We start from the raw sequence: 18,472 nt of genomic DNA on the forward strand, positions 1-18,472 counted from the left end.
GAACCATCCCTCAGTGGCAGGAGACAGAGTCATGCACAGCAGGTCCGACATCACATCCGTGACGGTCAAGGCCATCACCGAAATCCTGGAGGAGGAAGGGGAGAAGCCATCCCGGATATCGGGTGGGGACAGTCTCACCGGTCTCGGTGTGAGTTCCCTGGTATTCGCCCGGGTGGCCATCGAGCTGGAGGACGAGCTGGGTGTCGACCCCTTCAAGGAGGGGCTGGAGGGAGAGGCCGCCGTTCAGACGGTGGACGATCTGATCGACGCCTATGAGAACGCTCTGGCGAAATCGGGTGCGCAGTGAAACTCCACCGCTACGAACTGACCCCGCAGATGAAGCAGTACGACGACTTCGACAATCGCGGGCACACCCGGTATCTGCCGTATCTGATGTACTTCAACCACACGGACTACCGCTCGGACGTGCTGAACACGGACCGGTACGGCTTCCGGTTCTCCCACGGCCCGGACGGAGTGCGCGCGGCGGTCGACAGCGAGGTGGCCCAGGGGCCGGTGCGGCTCTTCGTCGGCAGTTCGGTGGCGCTCGGCATCGGTGCCACGAGCGACGCCACGACCATCCCCTCGTATCTGTGGACGCGGTACGCGCCCTCGGCCCCCTGGCTCAACTTCAGCGGCCGGAGCTTCAACTCCGTCCAGGAGCTGATCCTGATGCTGCTCCACCACCATCTGCTGCCGCGCGTGGAGGAGATCGTCATCCTCTCCGGGGTCAACAATCTGCTGCTCAGCAGGTTGCCGGAGTGGCAGCACGGGGACCACGGGGCGTTCTTCTACTGCAACGAGTACTACGAGCTGATGGAGCAGTTGCGGACCCGGCACCGCAGGCCGGGCCGGAGGCTGTGGGGCCGGGCCGCCCGGTCGCAGCAGCCGGCCCCGCGGGCCGCCGCCCCTTCCGGGGCGGCCGTGCCGGATCTCGACCGGCTGATCTCCCACGCCACCGCGCTCACCGAGCGGCATGTGGACGGCTGGCGCCGGCTCACGGCGGCCACCGGCGCCCGGATCTCGTATGTGCTCACACCGCTGGCGCCCTGGATCAGGCAGAGGCCCTGCGCGGAGGAGGCCCTCCTCTTCGCGGAGCTGGACCGGCTCTCCGGCTTCGGTGTCCCGCTGGACGAGATGTTCGGCGAGATCGCCACCCTGGACGCCGGCCGGCAGTACGCCCAGGCGCTGCGCGGGGTGTGCGAGAAGCAGGACGTGCGGTTCCTGGAGATCGCGCCGCTCATCGCCGACGCGACGGCGCCGGACGACTGGATCTTCGTCGACCGCGGCCACTTCACCGACAAGGGCAGCGACATCTTCGCCAGGGTCCTGGCGGAGCGGCTGGCCCTCTCCTGAAAGGACGGTTCCGTCATGCGGTTCCTGCGGAAACTCCTCACCGGCTGGCGCCGGCGCACGGCCAGGCGGAAGAGCGACGACTCGATCTACCCGATGTTCTGATCGCCCGCCGGCCCCTGGCCCGCGCCGATCGACCCGTACCGAAGGAGATGAGGGCGGATGCCTGTCCAGGCCGCCAAGGCGCCGATCACATCGGCGGAGCCGGCCGGCTCGGCGTGCCGGTCGCTCTACCACCGGACCGCCGACCCGGAGGGGTCCTTCCCCGCGGAGGGCTCGGTCGAACAGATACGTACGGCGCTGCTCGGCCTCCGGGTGCCGGGCACCGGGGAGTCGGACCTCGACGGCCTCCGGGTCCGTCTCACCACCTGGGCCGCCGACGAGCGGCGCCGCTACGGGGCGCTGCTGAGCGAGGACGGCGAGGTGACCGACGCCCTGGCCGGGCGGGCCGCGCTGGCCTGTGCCCCGCTGGCCGCGCAGAGCGGCGCCTGGCTCCAGTGGCTGACCTCCCCGGCGAGCGCCGACGACCCCCTGGCGCTGCGGGCCCTCGCGCTCTACGCGTCCGATGTCGGGGTCGGCCATCCCCGCGCCTCCCTGGGCAGCGCCTATGTGGCGGCGCTGCGGAGGGCGCAGCTGGCCGAGTACGCGGTACCCGCGTCCCGGCTGGCCCTCGACCGGCGCATCGCCGACCGGAACTTCTACCTCCCCGCGATGCTGCTGGCCATGAGCCGGCTCCCCGACGACCTCCGGCCGGAGATCCTCGGCGCCGACCTCTGTCTGCGCACCGTCGGCGTCCTGCCGCCGCTCCTGGTGGCGGCGAAGGTGCTGTGGAGCGCCGACGGCGTTCCCGGCCCGGAGGTGTACGGCGGGGAGCCCCGGCCGGCGGAGGCGGAGGGTGACCGGGGGTGGGACGCGGTGCGGGCGTACCTCCGGGTCCGGGGCGCGGACAGGGAGCGGGTGGCCGCGGGCTTCGGCTGGGCGTGGGCGGCGCTGGCGCGGTGGAGCGACGATCTCCACACCGAGCTGCGGTCGGCCGAGGACCCCGCCCACGACATGGCCGAACTGCTGCGGGGACGGGCCCGGGAGGGCGCCGTCTACCACCACGGCTCGGTGCTCTCGGGCCGCTCGCTCTCCGAGTGGCTGCGGGAGTGCGGCCGGGACCCCTCCGGGTTCCTGGAGGCCCTGGCCACCAGCGATCTGGTGCGGCCCGGCAGGTCCGACCGGAGCAGGCTGGTCAATGGGCTGGTCATGCAACGGGGGCCCATGTTCCGTGTCTTCTCGCCCGGGGACCTGGCCGTGATACGCCGGTGGATCGACTCCCTGCCCGCCCGGGCCGGCGCCCGGACGGCACGCGCCCCGGCGCCGCCGGCCTCCTATCCCCTGCCGCGCCTCTTCGCCTCCGGCACCCCGGCCGGCCGGGCCCCGGCCGATCTCCGGTCCGCCTTCCATCTGTTGCAGCACCGGCGGCAGACACCGGAGCTGCGCCGGTACACCCACGACTACATCCGCGGCTGGCTGGCGCGGTCCCGGCACGGCATCGACCGGGACCCGCGAGCGCTGCCCCGGCACTGGCCGGCCCAGGGTCTGCGCCCCTGGCTGCTGGACCAGCACGACCGGCACGACCGGGACGACCGGGACCTCGCGGCGGCCCCCGGCGCCCCGCTCCCCTCCCGGGAGGAGCTGATCGACGCCACGGTGCAGCTCGCCCCGCTGACACTGATCGACGGCTCGTGGCTCCAGGGGTTCACCGACTACGATCTCGCCTCCTCCGAGCACGGGTACTTCCTGTTCGAGACGTACTGGGACGAGCTGGGCAATGGCGCGCCGAGCCTGAACCATCCGCTGATCTACCGCGAGGTCCTCACCGAGATGGGGGTGGAGCTTCCGCCCACCGCGTCGGAGGAGTTCGCGCGGTGGCCCGGGTTCCGGGACGGCTCGTTCGAACTCCCGGTGTACTGGCTCAGCATCGGCCGCTATCCGCGGACCTATCTGCCCGAGGTGCTGGGGCTCAATCTCGCCATGGAGCTGTCCGGTGTGGGCGGCGGCTACCGGCGGGCCCACCGGGCGCTGGAGCGGTACGGGTTCTCCACCAGGTTCGTCGACATCCACAACACCATCGACAATGTGGCCACCGGTCACTCCGCCTGGGCGGCCGACGCGGTCGACGCGTTTCTGACCTCGGTACTCGGCGCGCAGGGCGCCGGCGCCCAGGCGGCGGCCTGGGAGCGGGTCCGGACGGGCTTCCGGTCGCTCGACCCGCCGAAGGGGTTCGGGGCGCGCCGCGCGGCGCGCCGGGCCCGCCGCGCCGGGCCGGACCGCCCGGCCGCCGACGACCGGGCCCACCGCGCCGGGGCGGCGTCATGACCGGGCTGGTGCTGGGGATCTCGGCCTTCTACCACGACAGCGCCGCCGCGCTGGTCGCCGACGGGACTCCGGTGGCGGCGGCCCAGGAGGAGCGGTTCAGCCGGCGGCGGCACGACCCGGCCTTCCCCGAGCGGGCGGTGCGCGCGTGTCTGCGCGAGGCGGGCGCGGATCTCGGCGATGTCGCGGCGGTCGCCTACTACGAGGACCCCGTCGCGAAGTTCCGCCGGGTCATGGCCACGTTCGCCGGTATCGCCCCGCACGGGTACCCGGTCTTCCGGGACCGGTTGCCGGAGTGGCTCTCCTGGCGGCTGCGGGCGGCGGCGACCGTACGCGCGCGGCTCGCCGCCCTGGACTCGGGCCCGGTGCCGGACGTCGTGTGCCGGGCGCACCACGAGTCGCACGCGGCCTCGGCGTTTCTGCCGAGCCCCCACGAGTCCGCCGCCGTGCTCTGTGTGGACGGGGTCGGCGACTGGGCCACCACCACGATCTGGCACGGCCGGGACACCGCGCTGACCAGGGTCGCGGAGATCCGGTTCCCGCACTCGCTGGGCCTGCTGTACTCCGCGTTCACCTATTTCTGCGGCTTCAAGGTGGACTCGGGCGAGTACAAGCTCATGGGGCTGGCCCCGTACGGCACACCCCGTTACGCGGACATCATCCGGGAGAAGCTGATCGACATCAGGCCGGACGGGTCGTTCCGGCTGAATCTGCGCCACTTCGCCTATCTGCGGGGCCGGGTGATGACCGGCCGGGCCTTCGAGACGCTCTTCGGCGGGGCGCGCCGGCTGCCGGAGGAGCCGCTGACCGAGCGGGAGTTCGATCTCGCGGCTTCGGTGCAGCAGGTCGTCGAGGAGGTCATGCTCCTGCTGGCCCGCACCAGCAGGCGCCTCACGGGCGAGGACCATCTGTGTCTCGCCGGCGGCGTGGCGCTGAACTGCGTGGCCAACGGGAGGATCGCCCGCGCGGGCGTCTTCGACGACCTGTGGATTCAGCCCGCGGCGGGGGACGCCGGGGGCGCGCTGGGCGCGGCGCTGGCCGTCTCGGTGGAGCGGGGCGCGGCTCGGCCGCGGCTGGAGGGCCGCCCCGACGCGATGTCCGGCGCCCTGCTCGGGCCCGCGTTCAGCGACCGGGAGATCGGGGCCCATCTCGACCGGCACGCCATCCCGTACGTCCGTCCCGGCCGGGACGCGCTCGTGGAGCAGGTCGCCGACGCGCTGGCGGACGGCCGGGTCGTGGGCTGGTTCCAGGGCCGGATGGAATTCGGGCCGCGGGCGCTGGGCGCGCGCTCGATCCTCGGAGATCCCCGCGATCCCCGGATGCAGAGCACCATGAACCTCAAAATCAAATTCCGGGAGTCCTTCCGGCCGTTCGCACCCGCCGTGGCGGCCGAGGACGCCGGGGACTGGTTCGACCTGGAGGGAAGCAGTCCGTACATGCTCCAGGTCGCGGAGGTCGCGCGCGCCCGGCGGCTGGCGGCGGCCGAAGCGCCGGACGTCCGGGGGCTCGATCTGCTCCGGGTGCCCCGTTCCACGATTCCCGCGGTCACCCATGTGGACTCGTCGGCCCGGGTGCAGACCGTGGACCGGTCCACCCACCCCGTCTTCCACGCCCTGCTCACCGCCTTCCGCGCGCGAACGGGCTGCCCGGTCCTGGTGAACACGTCCTTCAACGTACGGGGCGAGCCGATCGTCCAGTCGCCGCGGGACGCGTACGCGTGCTTCATGCGCACCGACATCGATCTGCTCGTGCTCGGCGGACATCTGCTGTTCAAGGACCGGCAGCCGGTGTGGCGGGAATCCGGGGACTGGCGCGAGGAGATCCCCCTGGACTGAACCCCCCTCGCACTCCTCCGTGCGAGGCCGCCACCCACGGTCAGGAGGACCGACGCCTATGCGGGACCTGCTGCTGTTCCCGATCTATTTCCTGGTGTTCACGCCGCTGAGCCTGCTGCTCCGGCTGTTCCACGACCCGTTGCGCCGCCGCTGGGACCCTTCGGCGGACCACTACTGGCACTACTGCCGGCCCCGGGAGGGAGTCAACGATGCAAAGCGTCCGCTCGACACGGACCCGGCCGTCCGAACAGCCGGGGCGGTCCGACCGGAGGAATCCGCCCGACCGAGCGGAGCCGCCGGAGCCGCCGGAGCCCCGGAAGCCGCCGGGGCCGCAGGACGGGCCGCGACCCGCGAATGAGGTCTACCGCTCCGCCGGAGCCCGCACCGCGGTCCTCTCCGGCATCGGATACTGGCTGCCGCCGACGGTGCTCACCAATGACGCCCTCGGCTCCCGGGTGGGCGCGTCGGCCGAGTGGCTGCGCAGCCGCACCGGCATCACCAGCCGCCATGTGGTCACCCCGGGCACGGCGACCGCGGATCTCGCGGTGGAGGCGGGGCGGCGGGCGATGGACTCGGCGGGGGTCGACCGGGTGGATCTGGTCCTGGTCGCCACCACGTCCCCGGACCGGGTCTGCCCGGCCACGGCACCCGATGTCGCCGCCCGGCTGGGCCAGTCGGAGATCGCGGCGCTCGACGTCGGTGCCGCGTGCAGCGGATTCCTCTACGGGCTCGCCGTCGCCGGTGGCATGATCGCGGGCGGTACGGCCCGGCAGGTGCTGGTCATCGGTGCCGAGACGCTGACCTCGCTTCTCGACCCCGGCGACCGGGCCACATCGGCCATCTTCGCCGACGGCGCGGGAGCGGTGGTGCTGCGCGCCGGGGCGGCCGGGGAGCAGGGCGCGATCGGGCCGGTGATCCTGGGCAGCGACGGCGCGGGCAGCGATCTGATCGAGGTGCCGTCGGGCGGGTCCCGGGACCCGGGGGACGGCGCGCCGGACGGCACCGGGGCACGCTATCTGTCGGTGTCGGGCCCGGAGGTGTTCCGGCTCGCCGTCAAGCGGATGGCCGAGGTGTCGCACCGGGCGCTCGAAGCGGTGGGGTGGGACATCGCCGAGGTCGACCGGGTGGTCGCCCACCAGGCCAACGCCCATATCCTCGCCGCCGTCGGCCGGAAGCTCGGCGTCCCGCCGGACCGGATGGCGAGCAATATCCAGCACGTGGGCAACACCTCCGCCGCGTCCATCCCGATCCTGCTGGCGCAGGACGCCGCCGACGGCCGGGTCAAACCCGGGGACCGGGTCCTCCTCACCGCGTTCGGCGGCGGGCTGACCTGGGCGGCCACCACCCTCGTATGGCCGGTGGAAGCGACCGGGGGCGGCCGGGGCGCGGCCCGCCGGACGGGCAGGGCACCAGCCGTCCGCTGAGGGGCGCGCCCCGCCACCGCCCGCGCCCCGGGCCTCCGGGCCGACCGGCATCCGCCCTCATCCGGCCCCGCGCCGCCCGGACCCCGCGCCGGCCGGGAACCGCCCGCACCTTCCCGTACGCACCCGGTCCGCGCCACGGACCGGCCGACATCCCCTGGGAGCTGTCATGCCTACCCCTGCCGCGGTCCTGTGCGGTCTGGGCACGAGCCTTCCCGAACGCGCCGTCACCAATCGGCAGCTCATCCGTGAGAACGGTCTGGACTCCGACGAGCGGTGGATTCTGGAGCGCACGGGAATCGCCGCCCGGTATCTGGCGGACGCCCGCACCAGCACCGGCGACCTCGCCCACGCGGCGGGGCGGGCCGCGCTGGAGTCCGCGGCGGAACTGGCCGGCGGCCCGCTCCCGCCGGACATCGTGCTGCTGGCGACCACCACACCCGACCACCGCTGCCCGGCGACCGCGCCGGAGGTCGCCCACCGCCTGGGGCTCGGCGACACACCGGCACTGGATCTCTCCGCCGCCTGCGCCGGTTTCCTCTACGCGCTGACCTGCGCGCGGGCGCTCGTCACCGCTGGTCTCTACACCCGTCCCCTGGTCATCGGCGCCGAGACCTACAGCACCACCCTGATCGATCCGCACGACCGCGACACCGCGATCCTCTTCGGCGACGGAGCCGGGGCGGTGCTCGTGCGGGCCGGAGCCGCGGACGAGCCCGGTGCCCTGCTCGCCCAGGAGCTGGGCAGTGACGGTGCGCGGGCCGAGCTGATCCAGGTCCCGGCGGGCGGCTCACGGCTGCCCTTCGCGGCGCCCCGGGCCACCCCGGAGCAGTACTACTTCGCCATGAAGGGCCGCACCGTCTACTCCCAGGCGGTCCGCCGGATGACCGCTTCCTCGCTCGGGGTCCTCAGGCGGTCCGGCTGGAACACCGAGGATGTCGACGTCTTCATCAGCCACCAGGCCAACCAGCGCATCATCGACGCGGTCGCCGACCGCCTCCGCATCCCCCCGGCCCGGTGCCACGGCAATCTGCGCGAACTGGGCAACACCGCCGCCGCCTCCATCCCTCTGGCGCTCGCCGACACGGCGGCGCGGCGGCGGGCCGCCCCCGGGGCCCGGACCCTGATCACCGGCTTCGGCGGCGGGCTGGCCTGGGGTTCGCACACGCTGCTCTTCCCCGAGGCCCGACCGCTCTCCCACCCCCCGTACACCCCCGGCCCGTGCCCCGCGCGTGCCGACGACGACAAGGCACCCTCATGAGCACCCGCTTCCAGCATCTGTCCCACCGGCTCGTGGAGAAGTTCCGGGTCGACCCCGACGCCATCCGGCCGAGGGCGACCCTGTCCGATCTCGACCTGGACTCCCTCGCCATCGTGGAGCTGACGATGACCCTCCAGGACGACTGGGGCATCGACCTGGACGAGATCGAGACACCCCCGGACATGACCCTCGACGAGCTGCTGTCCACGGCGGAGACCGCGCCCGCCATGGGCGCGTGACGGCGCACCGGGCCGCGCGGCACGACTGCCCGCCCGGCCCGGGAACGACGGCCGCGCGCCACCCGTTCTCACGACGAGCCGACCGGAATCGGTGGTGATCAGCATGGTGAACAACACCCTGAGGCACGGAGCCGGGGCCCCCTCCGATCTCGGAGCCCAACTGGCGCTGGGAACGGCGAGCCGTCCCGTGGCGCGGTTCAGGGAGCGCGTCCGGACCCTGATAGCCGACCGCGTGGCGCCGCTGGTCCCGGCGAGCGAGCGGGACCGGCGCTTTCCCCGGGCGGCGATCGAGTCCTTCGGCTCCGCCGGGCTGCTGACGGAGCGGTGGGCGGGCGGTGTCCACGGCGATCTGGGGCGCTCCGTCCTCCTCTCGGAGGAGATGGGGCGGGCCGGCCTCGGCGGCATCGGTGTCGGAGTGGGCCTCCATCTGGAGGCCGCGGCCTCCCTGCTGCGGAGGTACGGCCGCGGCGGGTACGCCGAGGAGGTGCTGCGCCAGGCGCTGGCCGGCGAGAGCGTGTGCTGTGTCGCGACCTCCGAGCAGCGGGTGGGATCGGATCTCTCCGCCGTCGCCACCGAACTGACCAGGGAGGGCGCCGGCTGGCGGGTGCACGGCGTCAAGTGGTTCGTCTCCCCGGGCGCCGCCGCCGACTTCGCCCTGGTGCTCTGCCGGGGCCCCGGGGGCCCCGCGATCGTGATCGTCCCCCGCGACGGACTGACCCTGCTCCACCGCTGGCCGACCACCGGCATGCGCAGCCTGGAGACCTCCCGGCTCGCCGTCGACGCGCTCGTGCCCGACGAGGCCGTCCTGGTCCGCCCGGGCTCCGGGCTGACCGCGATGGGCCAGGGCCTGCTGTACGAACGCCTCTCGCTGGCCGCCCAGGTCATCGGCGTGCTGGAACTGTCGCTGGGGCTGACCGTCACCCATCTCAAGCGGCGCCGGCAGTTCGGCGTTCCGCTCCACCGCCACCAGGCCCTCCGGCTGCGGGTCGCGGATCTGCACGCGCAGGCGCTGATCGCCCGGCGGGGCCTGTACGGAACCGTGACGGAGATGGCCTCGGGCGGCCGGGTGCCGATGGCGGAGATCGCCGCGCTGAAGGTGACCATCGCCCGCCTCGGCGAGCGGGTGACGGGCGAGTGCATGCACCTCTTCGGGGGGCGGGGATACGTCGAGGAGGCGACACCGCTGGAGCGTCTGTGGCGGGATTTCAAGGTGAGCCGGATGGGCGGCGGGAGCGACGAGATGATGTGGGAACTGGTGGCGACGGCGTTCCGGCCCGACCACGCGCTGTACGAGCGGTGGATCGAGGACTGACCCCGTGGCCGGCCCCGCGGTCCGGGGCCGGCCGGGGACCGGCGGCGGTCAGAGGCGGCTGCCGGCCGACGCCCGGTCGGTGACCAGCACTCCGACCGTGCACAGCAGGACCAGGACGGCTCCGGCCGCGGCGACCGCGCCCCCGAAGGCGCGCCCGGCCAGCAGCAGGACGCAGGTGGACAGGAGCGGGGTGGCGTAGCCCAGGGGGGCGAGACGGCCGCGGCTGCGTGTCATGCCCACGCTCCAGAGGAGGTATCCGGCGGCGCAGGGCCCGAGGCCGACGTACACCATGGCCCACCACGCCGTGGTGGGGGTCCAGTCCGCGCCGGTGGCCAGGGCGATGGCGAGGGAGGAACAGCAGGCGGCGGCCCCGCCGATGAGCATCACACGCCGGGCCGGTACTCGGGTGCGTCCGACACCGAGCGTGTAGAACGCCATGAACAGGGCGGACAGCAGAGCGGACCCGTACCCCAGCGGGCTGCCCGAGGGGCCGTCACCGCCCTGGGCCAGGGTCATCATCGCGACCCCGGCGAAGCCGGCCAGGGCGAGGACCAGGTGCGTCGCGGTGCTTCTGCTCCGCACGGTCACCGCGAGCCAGACCGCGGCGAACATGGGCCATCCGTAGGCGATGATGTTGGCTTCCACGATGGGCGCGTGGGCGAATCCGATGTACTGGAAGGTCATGGTGCCGCCGAAGCCCAGGACACCGACCCAGCAGGCGTGGTGCCACTCCTGCCGGGTGAGGGCGGGGGCCGGCGGGCCGGCGGCGGACGGCGGCGGGCGGCGCCGGGAGCGCGTCCGGGTCACCGCCTCGGCGGCGCCCAGGGCGAGGGTGCAGGAGACGAATTGCAGGAGCAGCACGATGCCCAGGTCCAGGGTGGCGAGGGCGGAGGAGCCGGCCAGCGCGTTGGTGGACCAGAAGGCGATGCCGCCGAACGCGAAGGCGGCGGCGCCGCCCGTGCGCCGGTGGCGTGCTTCCGGCGTACCGGTGCCCGGCCGGGCGGAGCTGTCCGGCCGGGCACGGGGGACGGGCCGGCTCACGCGGCCGTCCGTGCGGCCAGATAGGCCGGCAGCTGGCGTTCGCGCACATCGGCGACGTACTCCTCGACCCACGCGAAGTCCGGGTTGTCGGCGGCGAGGTAGTACATCGGGTTGTTCTCGATGTAGGGGTGGGTCACCGACCGGAGATTCATGGTGAGGGTGATCCGCGTCCCCGCGGTCATGGGTTCCGTGCGGTGCGCGACCCGCATGAGCTGGCCGAACATACTGCTTCCGACCTTGTGCTGAAGATGGATCAGCCGGTCCCTCGGCAGGGTTCCGCCCTTCTGGACGACCGCCATGGCGGCCTCGAAGTCGCCCTGGTAGAGCTCCAGCCGGCCGCCGACCGCGCCGTCCACCTCCAGCGCGACCAGTTCGGTCACCGGCGGGCCGTCACCGTGCCAGTCCACGGTGCCGTCCTCGGGGCCCATGAAGGTGAGCGCGGTGCTGATCACCCGGTGGGGGTAGGGCTCCAGCTCCGCGCCGGCGAATTCGCTGAGCTGCTCGATCCGTCCGGGCCAGTGCACCAGCTCCTTGATCTCGGGGATGAGGCTCTGCGCGTTCCGGACGAAGCGCAGATTCAGATGGAGGTCGGCGCTCTGCTCCTCCTTGATGTCGAGCGCCTTGCGCCTGATCGTCTCCAGGAGGTCGGCGGGGTAGTCGTGCCGCAGTTGCATGACGCCCAGATCGCTGATCTTCCAGTGCTCGTCCTTGCCGAGCAGGGTGGGGCGGTCGATGGCGTACTCGGATCGCATACGACTCCTTCGGTGGGGGTCAGCCGGAGTGGTCCAGGCAGATGACGGCGGTCAGGGAGTGGCCGACGCCGAGGCCGGGAGCGAGCCTGTGCTCGACGGTGCGCAGGGCGTGGGCCAGCGAGCGGGCGCGGGCCGCGGGGACGTACTCCGCGCCCCGGCACCAGCGGGCGATCTCGCCGTCCCATTGCGGGGCGAACCGGCGGTGAAAGGCGGCGACGGCCTGGGGCGCCTCGCGGACACCGGCCGGGAAGCGCAGTTCGCGGGCGGCGACGGTGTCGTCGCCGGCCTCCAGACGGTTGATCAGCTCGCGGTAGGGGGCGAGGCCGGGATGGTACTGGCGGGTGCTGGTGTGGCGGCCGACCATGACGGACCGGTCGTGGAAGGACACCTTCTGGAAGCTGCTCCCGGCCCGGCGCATGGCCTGGGCGACACAGGTCAGGAGCGACTGGGAGTCCCAGAACGACATGGGTGTGCCGGCACTGGGCCGGCCGCTGTTGAAGAAACTCATCCGGTACTCGCGCCGTGTGCTCTCCCAGTACGGTTCCCATTCCAGGGAGTACCTTCCCAGAACATCGACGACCACCGTGGAACGGCTCCGGTTGCGGCGCACAGCGCGGAAAATCGCGGAGAGGGTCTCGGTCATCTCATCGGACCGCAGATGGGAGTACGGGACCCCGCAGGAGAAGTAGACATCGGCCGGTTCCTCCGGCAGGTCGCACCGCATGTCGCCCTCGATGAAACGGGTGCCGGAGCGGCCGTCGAACTGCGCCCGGGCGAGGCGCAGCAACCTGGCGTCCAGGTCGAGTCCGGTGTACCGGAGGGTGCGCGAGGCCGCCCGGGCGAGCGGCAGCATGAGGCGCAGCCCCTCGGCCGTGCCGCAGCCGATGTCCACCACCCGGAGGTCGCCGCGCGCCGGCGCGTACTGGAACGCCTCGCCGATGATCCGCGCCGTGACCGGCTCCTCCCATAATATTTTGACCGCGTCTCTGCGGGACGCCGACGTGTAATGGTCCTGTGCCGCGGCATAGACGTCTTCCCGTGTTCCGGTCACCTGTGGCCACTCCTGTCCGCCGGCTTCTTGACGCTCACTCAGGATTCGTGTGCCACAGGGTGCCGACAACACGCCGCCCCTTTCGGGCCAGACGCAGAATGAGCCCCTCCGCTTGTGGCCGTCGCGAAACCGGCGGAATGCGGAGGAGTCCTGACCAGGTGGCCCCGGTGGAGACCCGGCCGCACGGGACCGCGCACATGGCCGAAACCGCCGACGGCTGCGCGCACCAGACCCCACAGAGGAAACAGCGGCACCACGGTGGTGGCCGGGCCCGGCCCCTGTCCGGAGCGGTTCAGCCGTGGAGGCGCGTCACCGGCCGCCGCCGGAGCCGGCGGGCGGGTCGGCGAGGACGCCCCGGAGGAGGCCGGTGGCCTGGCCCACCTCGATGAGATAGCCGTCGGGGTCCCGGAGATAGCAGCGCAGCTCGGCCTTGCGGTCGATGGGCGGGGTGAGGAACTCCGCGCCCCTCTCGCTCCACCGCCGGTGGACGGCGCCGATGTCGGCGACCCGGATGTTGAGGAAGCTCGTGGCGGTGGCCGGATCGGCGGGCGGGCGGAGCGTGATCCCGGGCTTGTCCGGTGTGGGGCCGCCGCCGGGGTTCATGATGAGCCAGCTGTTGGCGAGCCGGACGATGCAGGGGTTCTCGGCGAGGACCACCTCGCCGCCGAGGACATCGGTGTAGAACGCCCGGGAGCGGGGCACATCGGCCACGGTCAGGAAGTGGGTGAGAAGGATTCCGGCGTCGGGGGCCGGGAGGTCTTCGCGTCGCATGTCAGCCACCCGGCGTTCCGGACAGCCGTGGCGGCGGGTGGCCGGCGGGTGCCGGAGCGGAGTCGCGGGGCTCCGGCGGACCTGCGGCCGGGGCCTGGTGGTGCGGGGTGCCGTGCATCGGGCCGCCTCCAGAGCCTCCAGAGGATGGGTCGGGCATTACTCTCATCATGGACCCGCGCCGGCCGGGGCGAAAGCCGGAGCCGCCCGGGCGGCCGGGGACCGCGCCCGGGGGGCCGATCGCGCCCACTCCCTTCCTCACCACAGGGCCGCCGGATCAACTAAAATCACGGCTTCGTAGAACGTGCTTTCCAGCGGCCGGGGGGACCGGACCGGGCGCCGCCGGATGACGAGGACGACACGGGGCGGCGGATGTGCGCCCCGAACTCGCCCCCGCACCCCGGCGGATGAGCGCTCTCGTGGACAGCCGAGAAGAAAGTCGGGGCAGGTGTTGGAGGTTGGGGAGCCGTCCCGCCACGCGAGGCGCCACCGCACGGCGGAGCCGTTCCGCACGGCGACGCACCACCGCACGGAGGGGCAGTGCCGCACAGAGGGGTACTCGCCACAGGAGATCTCCGGCCGCCCTCCCGGCACCGGAGCCCTCTCCACCGCCGATCCGGGGCCGCCCGCCCGCCCCGCGCTCGGCTGACAACACCCCCCGCCCCACCGGGCGGACACCTCCCCGTACCGGCCGGCGACCACCGCCGCCGCCGTGCCCCGGACAGAGAACCGGACCGGCGCTGCCCGCACCCACTCCCTGGAGACCACCGATGCACCCCGATCGCAGCCCTGCCGGCAGGCGCCCATGACCAACCTGCCCTTCTTCCTCGGCGCATCCCTGCTGGTCCTCGCGGGCCTGCTGAAGGTCCCCGCACTGATACGGGCCCGGCGGAGCAGCGAGTGGCGGCTGCTCGCCTCCGTGTGCGCGCTGCTGCTCACCGGCGCCCTCGTGCTCGTCCTGGCCGCCCCCGGCAACATCGCGTTCTTCAACCGCTGGACGGGTGTCACCAATGTCTCGGCACCGCTGGTCTACAGCGTGCTGACCGCGTTCTCCGCGGTGAGTGTGGTGCTCATCCTCGTCTGGCGGAACGTACCGCCGGGCGGGTCGGCGCTGACCCCGCGCCGCTGTCTGATCCTCTACAGCGCGATCACGGTGGCCATCATCGGCCTCTTCATCGCGGGCGACACCCCGGTGGAGCGGCTGTACGACTTCGACACCTACTACGCCAACACCCCGTACATCCGCGAGATGATCGTGCTGTATCTGCTCGCGCACGGATTCGCCTCGACCGTGATGGTCGTCCTCTGTCTGCGCTGGGCCGGGGCCGTCGACGGGCTGCTGCGGCTCGGGCTGCGCCTGCTGGTCGTCGGATACGGGCTCGACCTCGGGTACGACGTGGTCAAGGGGTGTGCCGTGATCGCGCGCTGGGCCGGCGGGGACTGGGACACCCTCAGCACCGATGTGGCCCCGGCGCTGGCCCTGCTGGCCACGCTGATGGTCGCCACCGGCTTCATCCTCCCTTTCGTGGGACCGCGGCTGCGCTCCTCCGCCTCGGCCTACCGGCGCTGGCGCCGGATGGCCCCTCTCTACCGCACCGTGGTCCCGCGCGCCGAGAAGGCGCCGACTCCGGCCCCGCTGGCGGGTCTCGCGCCCGAACTGCGCATGACACAGCGCGAGGTGGCGATCCACGACGCGATGCTCTGTCTGCGGCCGTTCATGGACCCCTCGGTCCGGGAGGCCGTACGGGCACGGGCCGCGGACCACGGACCCCACTCCGAACTGGAGGCCATGGCCGCGATGGTGGCGGTCGCCGCCGACACCGCATCGCTCCACCACGAGGCCCGCGCCCGGGCCCTGGCCGAGGCGACGGCGCGCGGAGCGCTCGACGCGGAGGAGGAGGCGGACACGGCGGCCCGCCGGGCGGTGATCCGGGCGGGGCGGTACATGGCCACCTCCGACTCCCATCCGTACAACGAACTTCCCGACCTCGCCCGGCTGTCCGTCACACTCAGCCGGTCCGCCGCGGTCAGGTCGGCCCGTCACGCCCTGGTGGCACCCGGCGCCTGAGCGCGCAGCCGGCCGCGCCGCCGGTCCCTCCGGGGCCGCTTGTTCCCACCCTTCCCTCCCATCCAGCCAAGGAGCAGTCGCCTTGAGCCACTCTGCCTACACGAGTCAGTTCGTCGATGTCCCCGGCGGGCGCATCCATGTCGTCGAGCACGGCGAAGGACCCCTGGTCGTCCTGGTCCACGGCTTCCCCGAGTCCTGGTACTCCTGGCGCCACCAGATTCCGGCGCTCGCGGCGGCCGGGTACCGGGTCGCCGCGATCGATGTCCGGGGACATGGCCGCTCGTTCAGGCCCGAGGCGCGGGAGGAATACGGCATCCTGCACCTGGTGTCGGATGTCGTGGGCGTCATCGGCGCGCTCGGCGGCACGGAGCCCGCGGTGGTCGTCGGCCACGACTGGGGGTCGGCCACCGCCGCGCACACCGCCCTGTTCCGTCCGGACCTGGTGCGTGCCGTCGGGCTGATGAGCGTGCCCTACGCCCCGCGCGACGAGCACATCCCCTCGGTGGCCTTCGCGTCACTGGCGCCGGAGGGGACCGAGTTCTACATGAGCTACTTCCGGCGGCCGGGCCCGGCCGAGGCGGAGATCGAGGAGGACACCCGCGCCTGGCTGCGCGGCTTCTACTCCGCGCTGTCCGCCGGGACGGGCGACATGGGCGTCTTCCTGGTCCCCGAGGGCCGGCGGATGCGCGACGCGTTCCCCGCCGCGACCCCGGGGTGGCTCACCGACGAGGTACTGGACCGCTGTCTGGCCGAAATGGGGGACGGCGCGGTGACCCCGGCCCTGAACCGGTACCGGTGCATGGACAGCGACTGGTCCCTCACCGGGGCCTGGGCGGGTCTGCCGGTCCGCCGGCCCGCGCTGTACATAGGCGGGGACCAGGACGCTCCGACCCGGTGGATGGAGGCGGCGATCCGCGCCTTCCCGCGGACGCTGCCCGGTGCCCGCACCCACATCCTGGAGGAGTGCGGACACTGGATGCCGCAGGAGAAGCCGGATGAGGTCAATGAGCTGCTGATCGACTGGCTCAACTCGCTTCCGGAGCACACGGGGTGACGGTGCGGCACCGCTGACCCGCCGGGACCGCACCCGCCCGGATCGGCCGCCCCGGCGGCGGCCGATCCGGCCCGGCCCGGACTCCGGACACCCATCAGAATCAGCCATTCACCGGCCGCTCCCCCGCCCGACAGGGCGGAGTCGCGGGGGCCCGCGTCCGAAAGTCGATCTTGTCGCGACACTATGCGGCCCGCATGCTTCCTGACATGGCTTGACAGGCCCATGACCACGCATGAGGTGATGGGACCGCACTCGGACGCATGTCCGGGCCCACCCCACATGGGCCCGCCCCCCACAGCGAGGAAACTGAGTTGAGCGACACACGCCGGCCCCGCCCCGGCCGCACCGAGGAACGGACACCGCCGCCGGCGGCCGTCCCCGTGCCCACCGCCCGCGCTCCGCACACCGGCCGGGAGCGGCACCACCACCGCGCCGCCCGTACCGTGCGGTGATCCGGAGGCGAACACCCGAGGACGCCGGACCCGCGCGCTCCTGAACCGAACCGCTCCCGCGGCGGTTCGCCGGGCGCCGCTCCGACGCGGCCCCGGCCCGCGCGCGCTCCGACCCCCTCCGGGCACCCCGCCCCTCCCCGGCACCCCCGGCTCCTCCCCCGGCGCCGCGTGCCCCGACCGCTCCGTGCCGCGCGTGCCCCGACCGCGCGTGCCCGGTGCGGACGAGCGGACCCGTCCCCGTGGCGGCGGGGCGGCACCACGGGTGCCGCCCCGCCCTCGCGCGCCCCGGCCCGTCGCCGGGGGCGGCTCCGCGCCCATCGCATCGCACTCATGGAAGGAACAGCACCGTGTCCACGAGACTCCCCCTGGGGCCCGCGACGACCCCGTCCGTCGCGATCAGCCGCCCCGCCGTCGTCGTGCCCGAGCACGTGGTGACCCAGGACGAGATCGTCACCGCGCTCGGCGAACTGTTCGCCGGCGTCCCCCACGTCGAGCGCGGGCTCGATCTGATGCGCAGCACGACGGTGGAGACCCGGAACATGGTGGCCGGGCTCCGGGAGACGCTCTCCGCGCGCCCCTTCGGCGTCCGGAACGACTCCTACACCGAGGAGGTCGTCCGGCTCGGCTCGGAGGCCGCCCGACGGGCGCTCGACACCGCGGGCGTCGCCGCGACGGAGATCGACTACTTCGTGTTCGTCTCCTGCACGGGGTACGCGCTGCCCGGTCCGGACGCGTACATCGCCCAGGAGATCGGCTGCCGCCCGACGACGCGCCGCACCCCGATCCAGCAGCTCGGCTGCGCGGCGGGCGTCTCCGCGCTGGCCGAGGCGTTCCACTTCGTCCGGGCCTACCCGGACGCCACGGTGCTGGTGGTCGCCGCGGAGCTGAGCTCGCTGTCGTTCCAGCCGGGTGAGCACACCCTCAGCGACTTCATCTCCAACGGGATCTTCGGCGACGGCGCGGCGGCCGCCGTGCTGCGCCGTGCGACCCCCTCGGCGACGGGGTTCCACATATGGGGCTCCCGGCAGCACCTCCTCCCCGCGTCGCAGTCCGTGATAGCGGGACGCACCAGCGAGCGGGGATTCCACTTCAGAACCGATCCACGGGTCCGCGGCACGGTGCCGAAGGTGATTCCCGAGATCGAGTCCTTCCTGGCCGAGTTCGGCTGCAAGCCCAGCTCCCTGGGCTTCTGTGTCTCCCACACCGGCGGCCCCCTGATCATGGACGGGGTCGAGCAGGGGCTGTCGCTCCCTCCCGGGACCCTGCGGCACAGCCGCGCGAGCATGGCCGAGCTGGGCAACACATCGAGTGTCTCCGTCCTCGACGTGCTGCGGCGCCATCACGACAACGGCTCTCCCGAGCACGGATCGCCCGGGCTCATTGTCGCGTTCGGGCCGGGATTCACCACGGAGATCATCGCGGGGGCGTGGAACGACGCGGCGTCGGCGGCTGCGCCGGGCCGGTGACCGGGGGCACTGTCAGTCCCGGCTGAGACGATCGGCGG

Annotated in this window: 16 protein-coding genes; 12 read left to right on the forward strand and 4 right to left on the reverse strand. The window is 73.1% G+C overall.

What is annotated here, in order from left to right:
• Positions 1 to 31: 31 nt before the first annotated feature.
• From ACWCRA_RS08325 to ACWCRA_RS08360, 8 genes are all read left to right on the forward strand, one after another.
• Positions 32 to 307 carry an acyl carrier protein gene (locus ACWCRA_RS08325; RefSeq protein ID WP_351549628.1) on the forward strand — a complete coding sequence of 92 codons (276 nt, stop codon included), beginning with the start codon at positions 32 to 34 and terminating at the stop codon, positions 305 to 307.
• The gene (locus tag ACWCRA_RS08330) at positions 304 to 1,356 is read left to right on the forward strand and encodes an Inducer of phenazine A (protein ID WP_451067080.1); all 1,053 of its coding nucleotides are present in this window, start codon (positions 304 to 306) and stop codon (positions 1,354 to 1,356) included. The genes ACWCRA_RS08325 and ACWCRA_RS08330 overlap by 4 nt, the downstream gene beginning before the upstream one ends.
• 159 nt (positions 1,357 to 1,515) lie before the next feature.
• Positions 1,516 to 3,717, forward strand: coding sequence for an iron-containing redox enzyme family protein (locus ACWCRA_RS08335; RefSeq protein WP_451067081.1), 2,202 nt, complete (start codon positions 1,516 to 1,518; stop codon positions 3,715 to 3,717).
• Positions 3,714 to 5,549 (forward strand): carbamoyltransferase family protein, encoded by a 1,836-nt coding sequence (locus ACWCRA_RS08340; protein ID WP_351559045.1) that lies wholly within the window; start codon positions 3,714 to 3,716, stop codon positions 5,547 to 5,549. The genes ACWCRA_RS08335 and ACWCRA_RS08340 overlap by 4 nt, the downstream gene beginning before the upstream one ends.
• 209 nt (positions 5,550 to 5,758) lie before the next feature.
• On the forward strand, positions 5,759 to 6,973 hold the full coding sequence (locus tag ACWCRA_RS08345) for a beta-ketoacyl-ACP synthase III (protein WP_451067082.1): 1,215 nt from the start codon (positions 5,759 to 5,761) through the stop codon (positions 6,971 to 6,973).
• A gap of 166 nt (positions 6,974 to 7,139) precedes the next feature.
• A complete protein-coding gene (locus ACWCRA_RS08350) occupies positions 7,140 to 8,231 on the forward strand; it encodes a beta-ketoacyl-ACP synthase 3 (protein ID WP_451067083.1) in 1,092 nt (363 codons plus the stop codon).
• Complete coding sequence (locus ACWCRA_RS08355; RefSeq protein WP_351559042.1) at positions 8,228 to 8,470, forward strand: acyl carrier protein; 243 nt, start codon at positions 8,228 to 8,230, stop codon at positions 8,468 to 8,470. The genes ACWCRA_RS08350 and ACWCRA_RS08355 overlap by 4 nt, the downstream gene beginning before the upstream one ends.
• A 103-nt stretch (positions 8,471 to 8,573) precedes the next feature.
• Complete coding sequence (locus ACWCRA_RS08360; protein WP_351559040.1) at positions 8,574 to 9,782, forward strand: acyl-CoA dehydrogenase family protein; 1,209 nt, start codon at positions 8,574 to 8,576, stop codon at positions 9,780 to 9,782.
• Positions 9,783 to 9,830: 48 nt separating this feature from the next.
• On the opposite strand, the gene ACWCRA_RS08365 is transcribed toward ACWCRA_RS08360, so the two are convergent.
• From ACWCRA_RS08365 to ACWCRA_RS08380, 4 genes are all read right to left on the reverse strand, one after another.
• Entirely contained in the window at positions 9,831 to 10,823 is a 993-nt protein-coding gene (locus ACWCRA_RS08365) for a DMT family transporter (protein ID WP_451067084.1), read from the reverse strand.
• Entirely contained in the window at positions 10,820 to 11,575 is a 756-nt protein-coding gene (locus tag ACWCRA_RS08370; RefSeq protein WP_351559036.1) for a hypothetical protein, read from the reverse strand. Before ACWCRA_RS08370 ends, ACWCRA_RS08365 begins: the two co-directional genes overlap by 4 nt.
• Before the next feature lie 19 nt (positions 11,576 to 11,594).
• Positions 11,595 to 12,626, reverse strand: a complete 1,032-nt coding sequence (locus ACWCRA_RS08375) for a class I SAM-dependent methyltransferase (protein WP_351559034.1) — start codon at positions 12,624 to 12,626, stop codon at positions 11,595 to 11,597.
• Between the two features lie 309 nt (positions 12,627 to 12,935).
• A complete protein-coding gene (locus ACWCRA_RS08380; protein ID WP_451067085.1) occupies positions 12,936 to 13,397 on the reverse strand; it encodes a VOC family protein in 462 nt (153 codons plus the stop codon).
• An 802-nt stretch (positions 13,398 to 14,199) separates the two neighbouring features.
• Here ACWCRA_RS08380 and ACWCRA_RS08385 point away from each other — a divergent pair.
• The 4 genes from ACWCRA_RS08385 (at position 14,200) to ACWCRA_RS08400 (ending at position 18,434) form a co-directional block, all read left to right on the forward strand.
• Positions 14,200 to 15,462 (forward strand): DUF6545 domain-containing protein, encoded by a 1,263-nt coding sequence (locus ACWCRA_RS08385; RefSeq protein ID WP_351559028.1) that lies wholly within the window; start codon positions 14,200 to 14,202, stop codon positions 15,460 to 15,462.
• Between the two features lie 82 nt (positions 15,463 to 15,544).
• Positions 15,545 to 16,516, forward strand: coding sequence for an alpha/beta fold hydrolase (locus ACWCRA_RS08390; RefSeq protein ID WP_351559026.1), 972 nt, complete (start codon positions 15,545 to 15,547; stop codon positions 16,514 to 16,516).
• A gap of 311 nt (positions 16,517 to 16,827) precedes the next feature.
• Complete coding sequence (locus ACWCRA_RS08395) at positions 16,828 to 16,968, forward strand: hypothetical protein (protein WP_351559024.1); 141 nt, start codon at positions 16,828 to 16,830, stop codon at positions 16,966 to 16,968.
• Between the two features lie 347 nt (positions 16,969 to 17,315).
• Positions 17,316 to 18,434, forward strand: coding sequence for a type III polyketide synthase (locus ACWCRA_RS08400; RefSeq protein ID WP_451067086.1), 1,119 nt, complete (start codon positions 17,316 to 17,318; stop codon positions 18,432 to 18,434).
• Positions 18,435 to 18,472: the final 38 nt, after the last annotated feature.

It is taken from the genome of Streptomyces sp. NPDC001889, assembly GCF_053594535.1.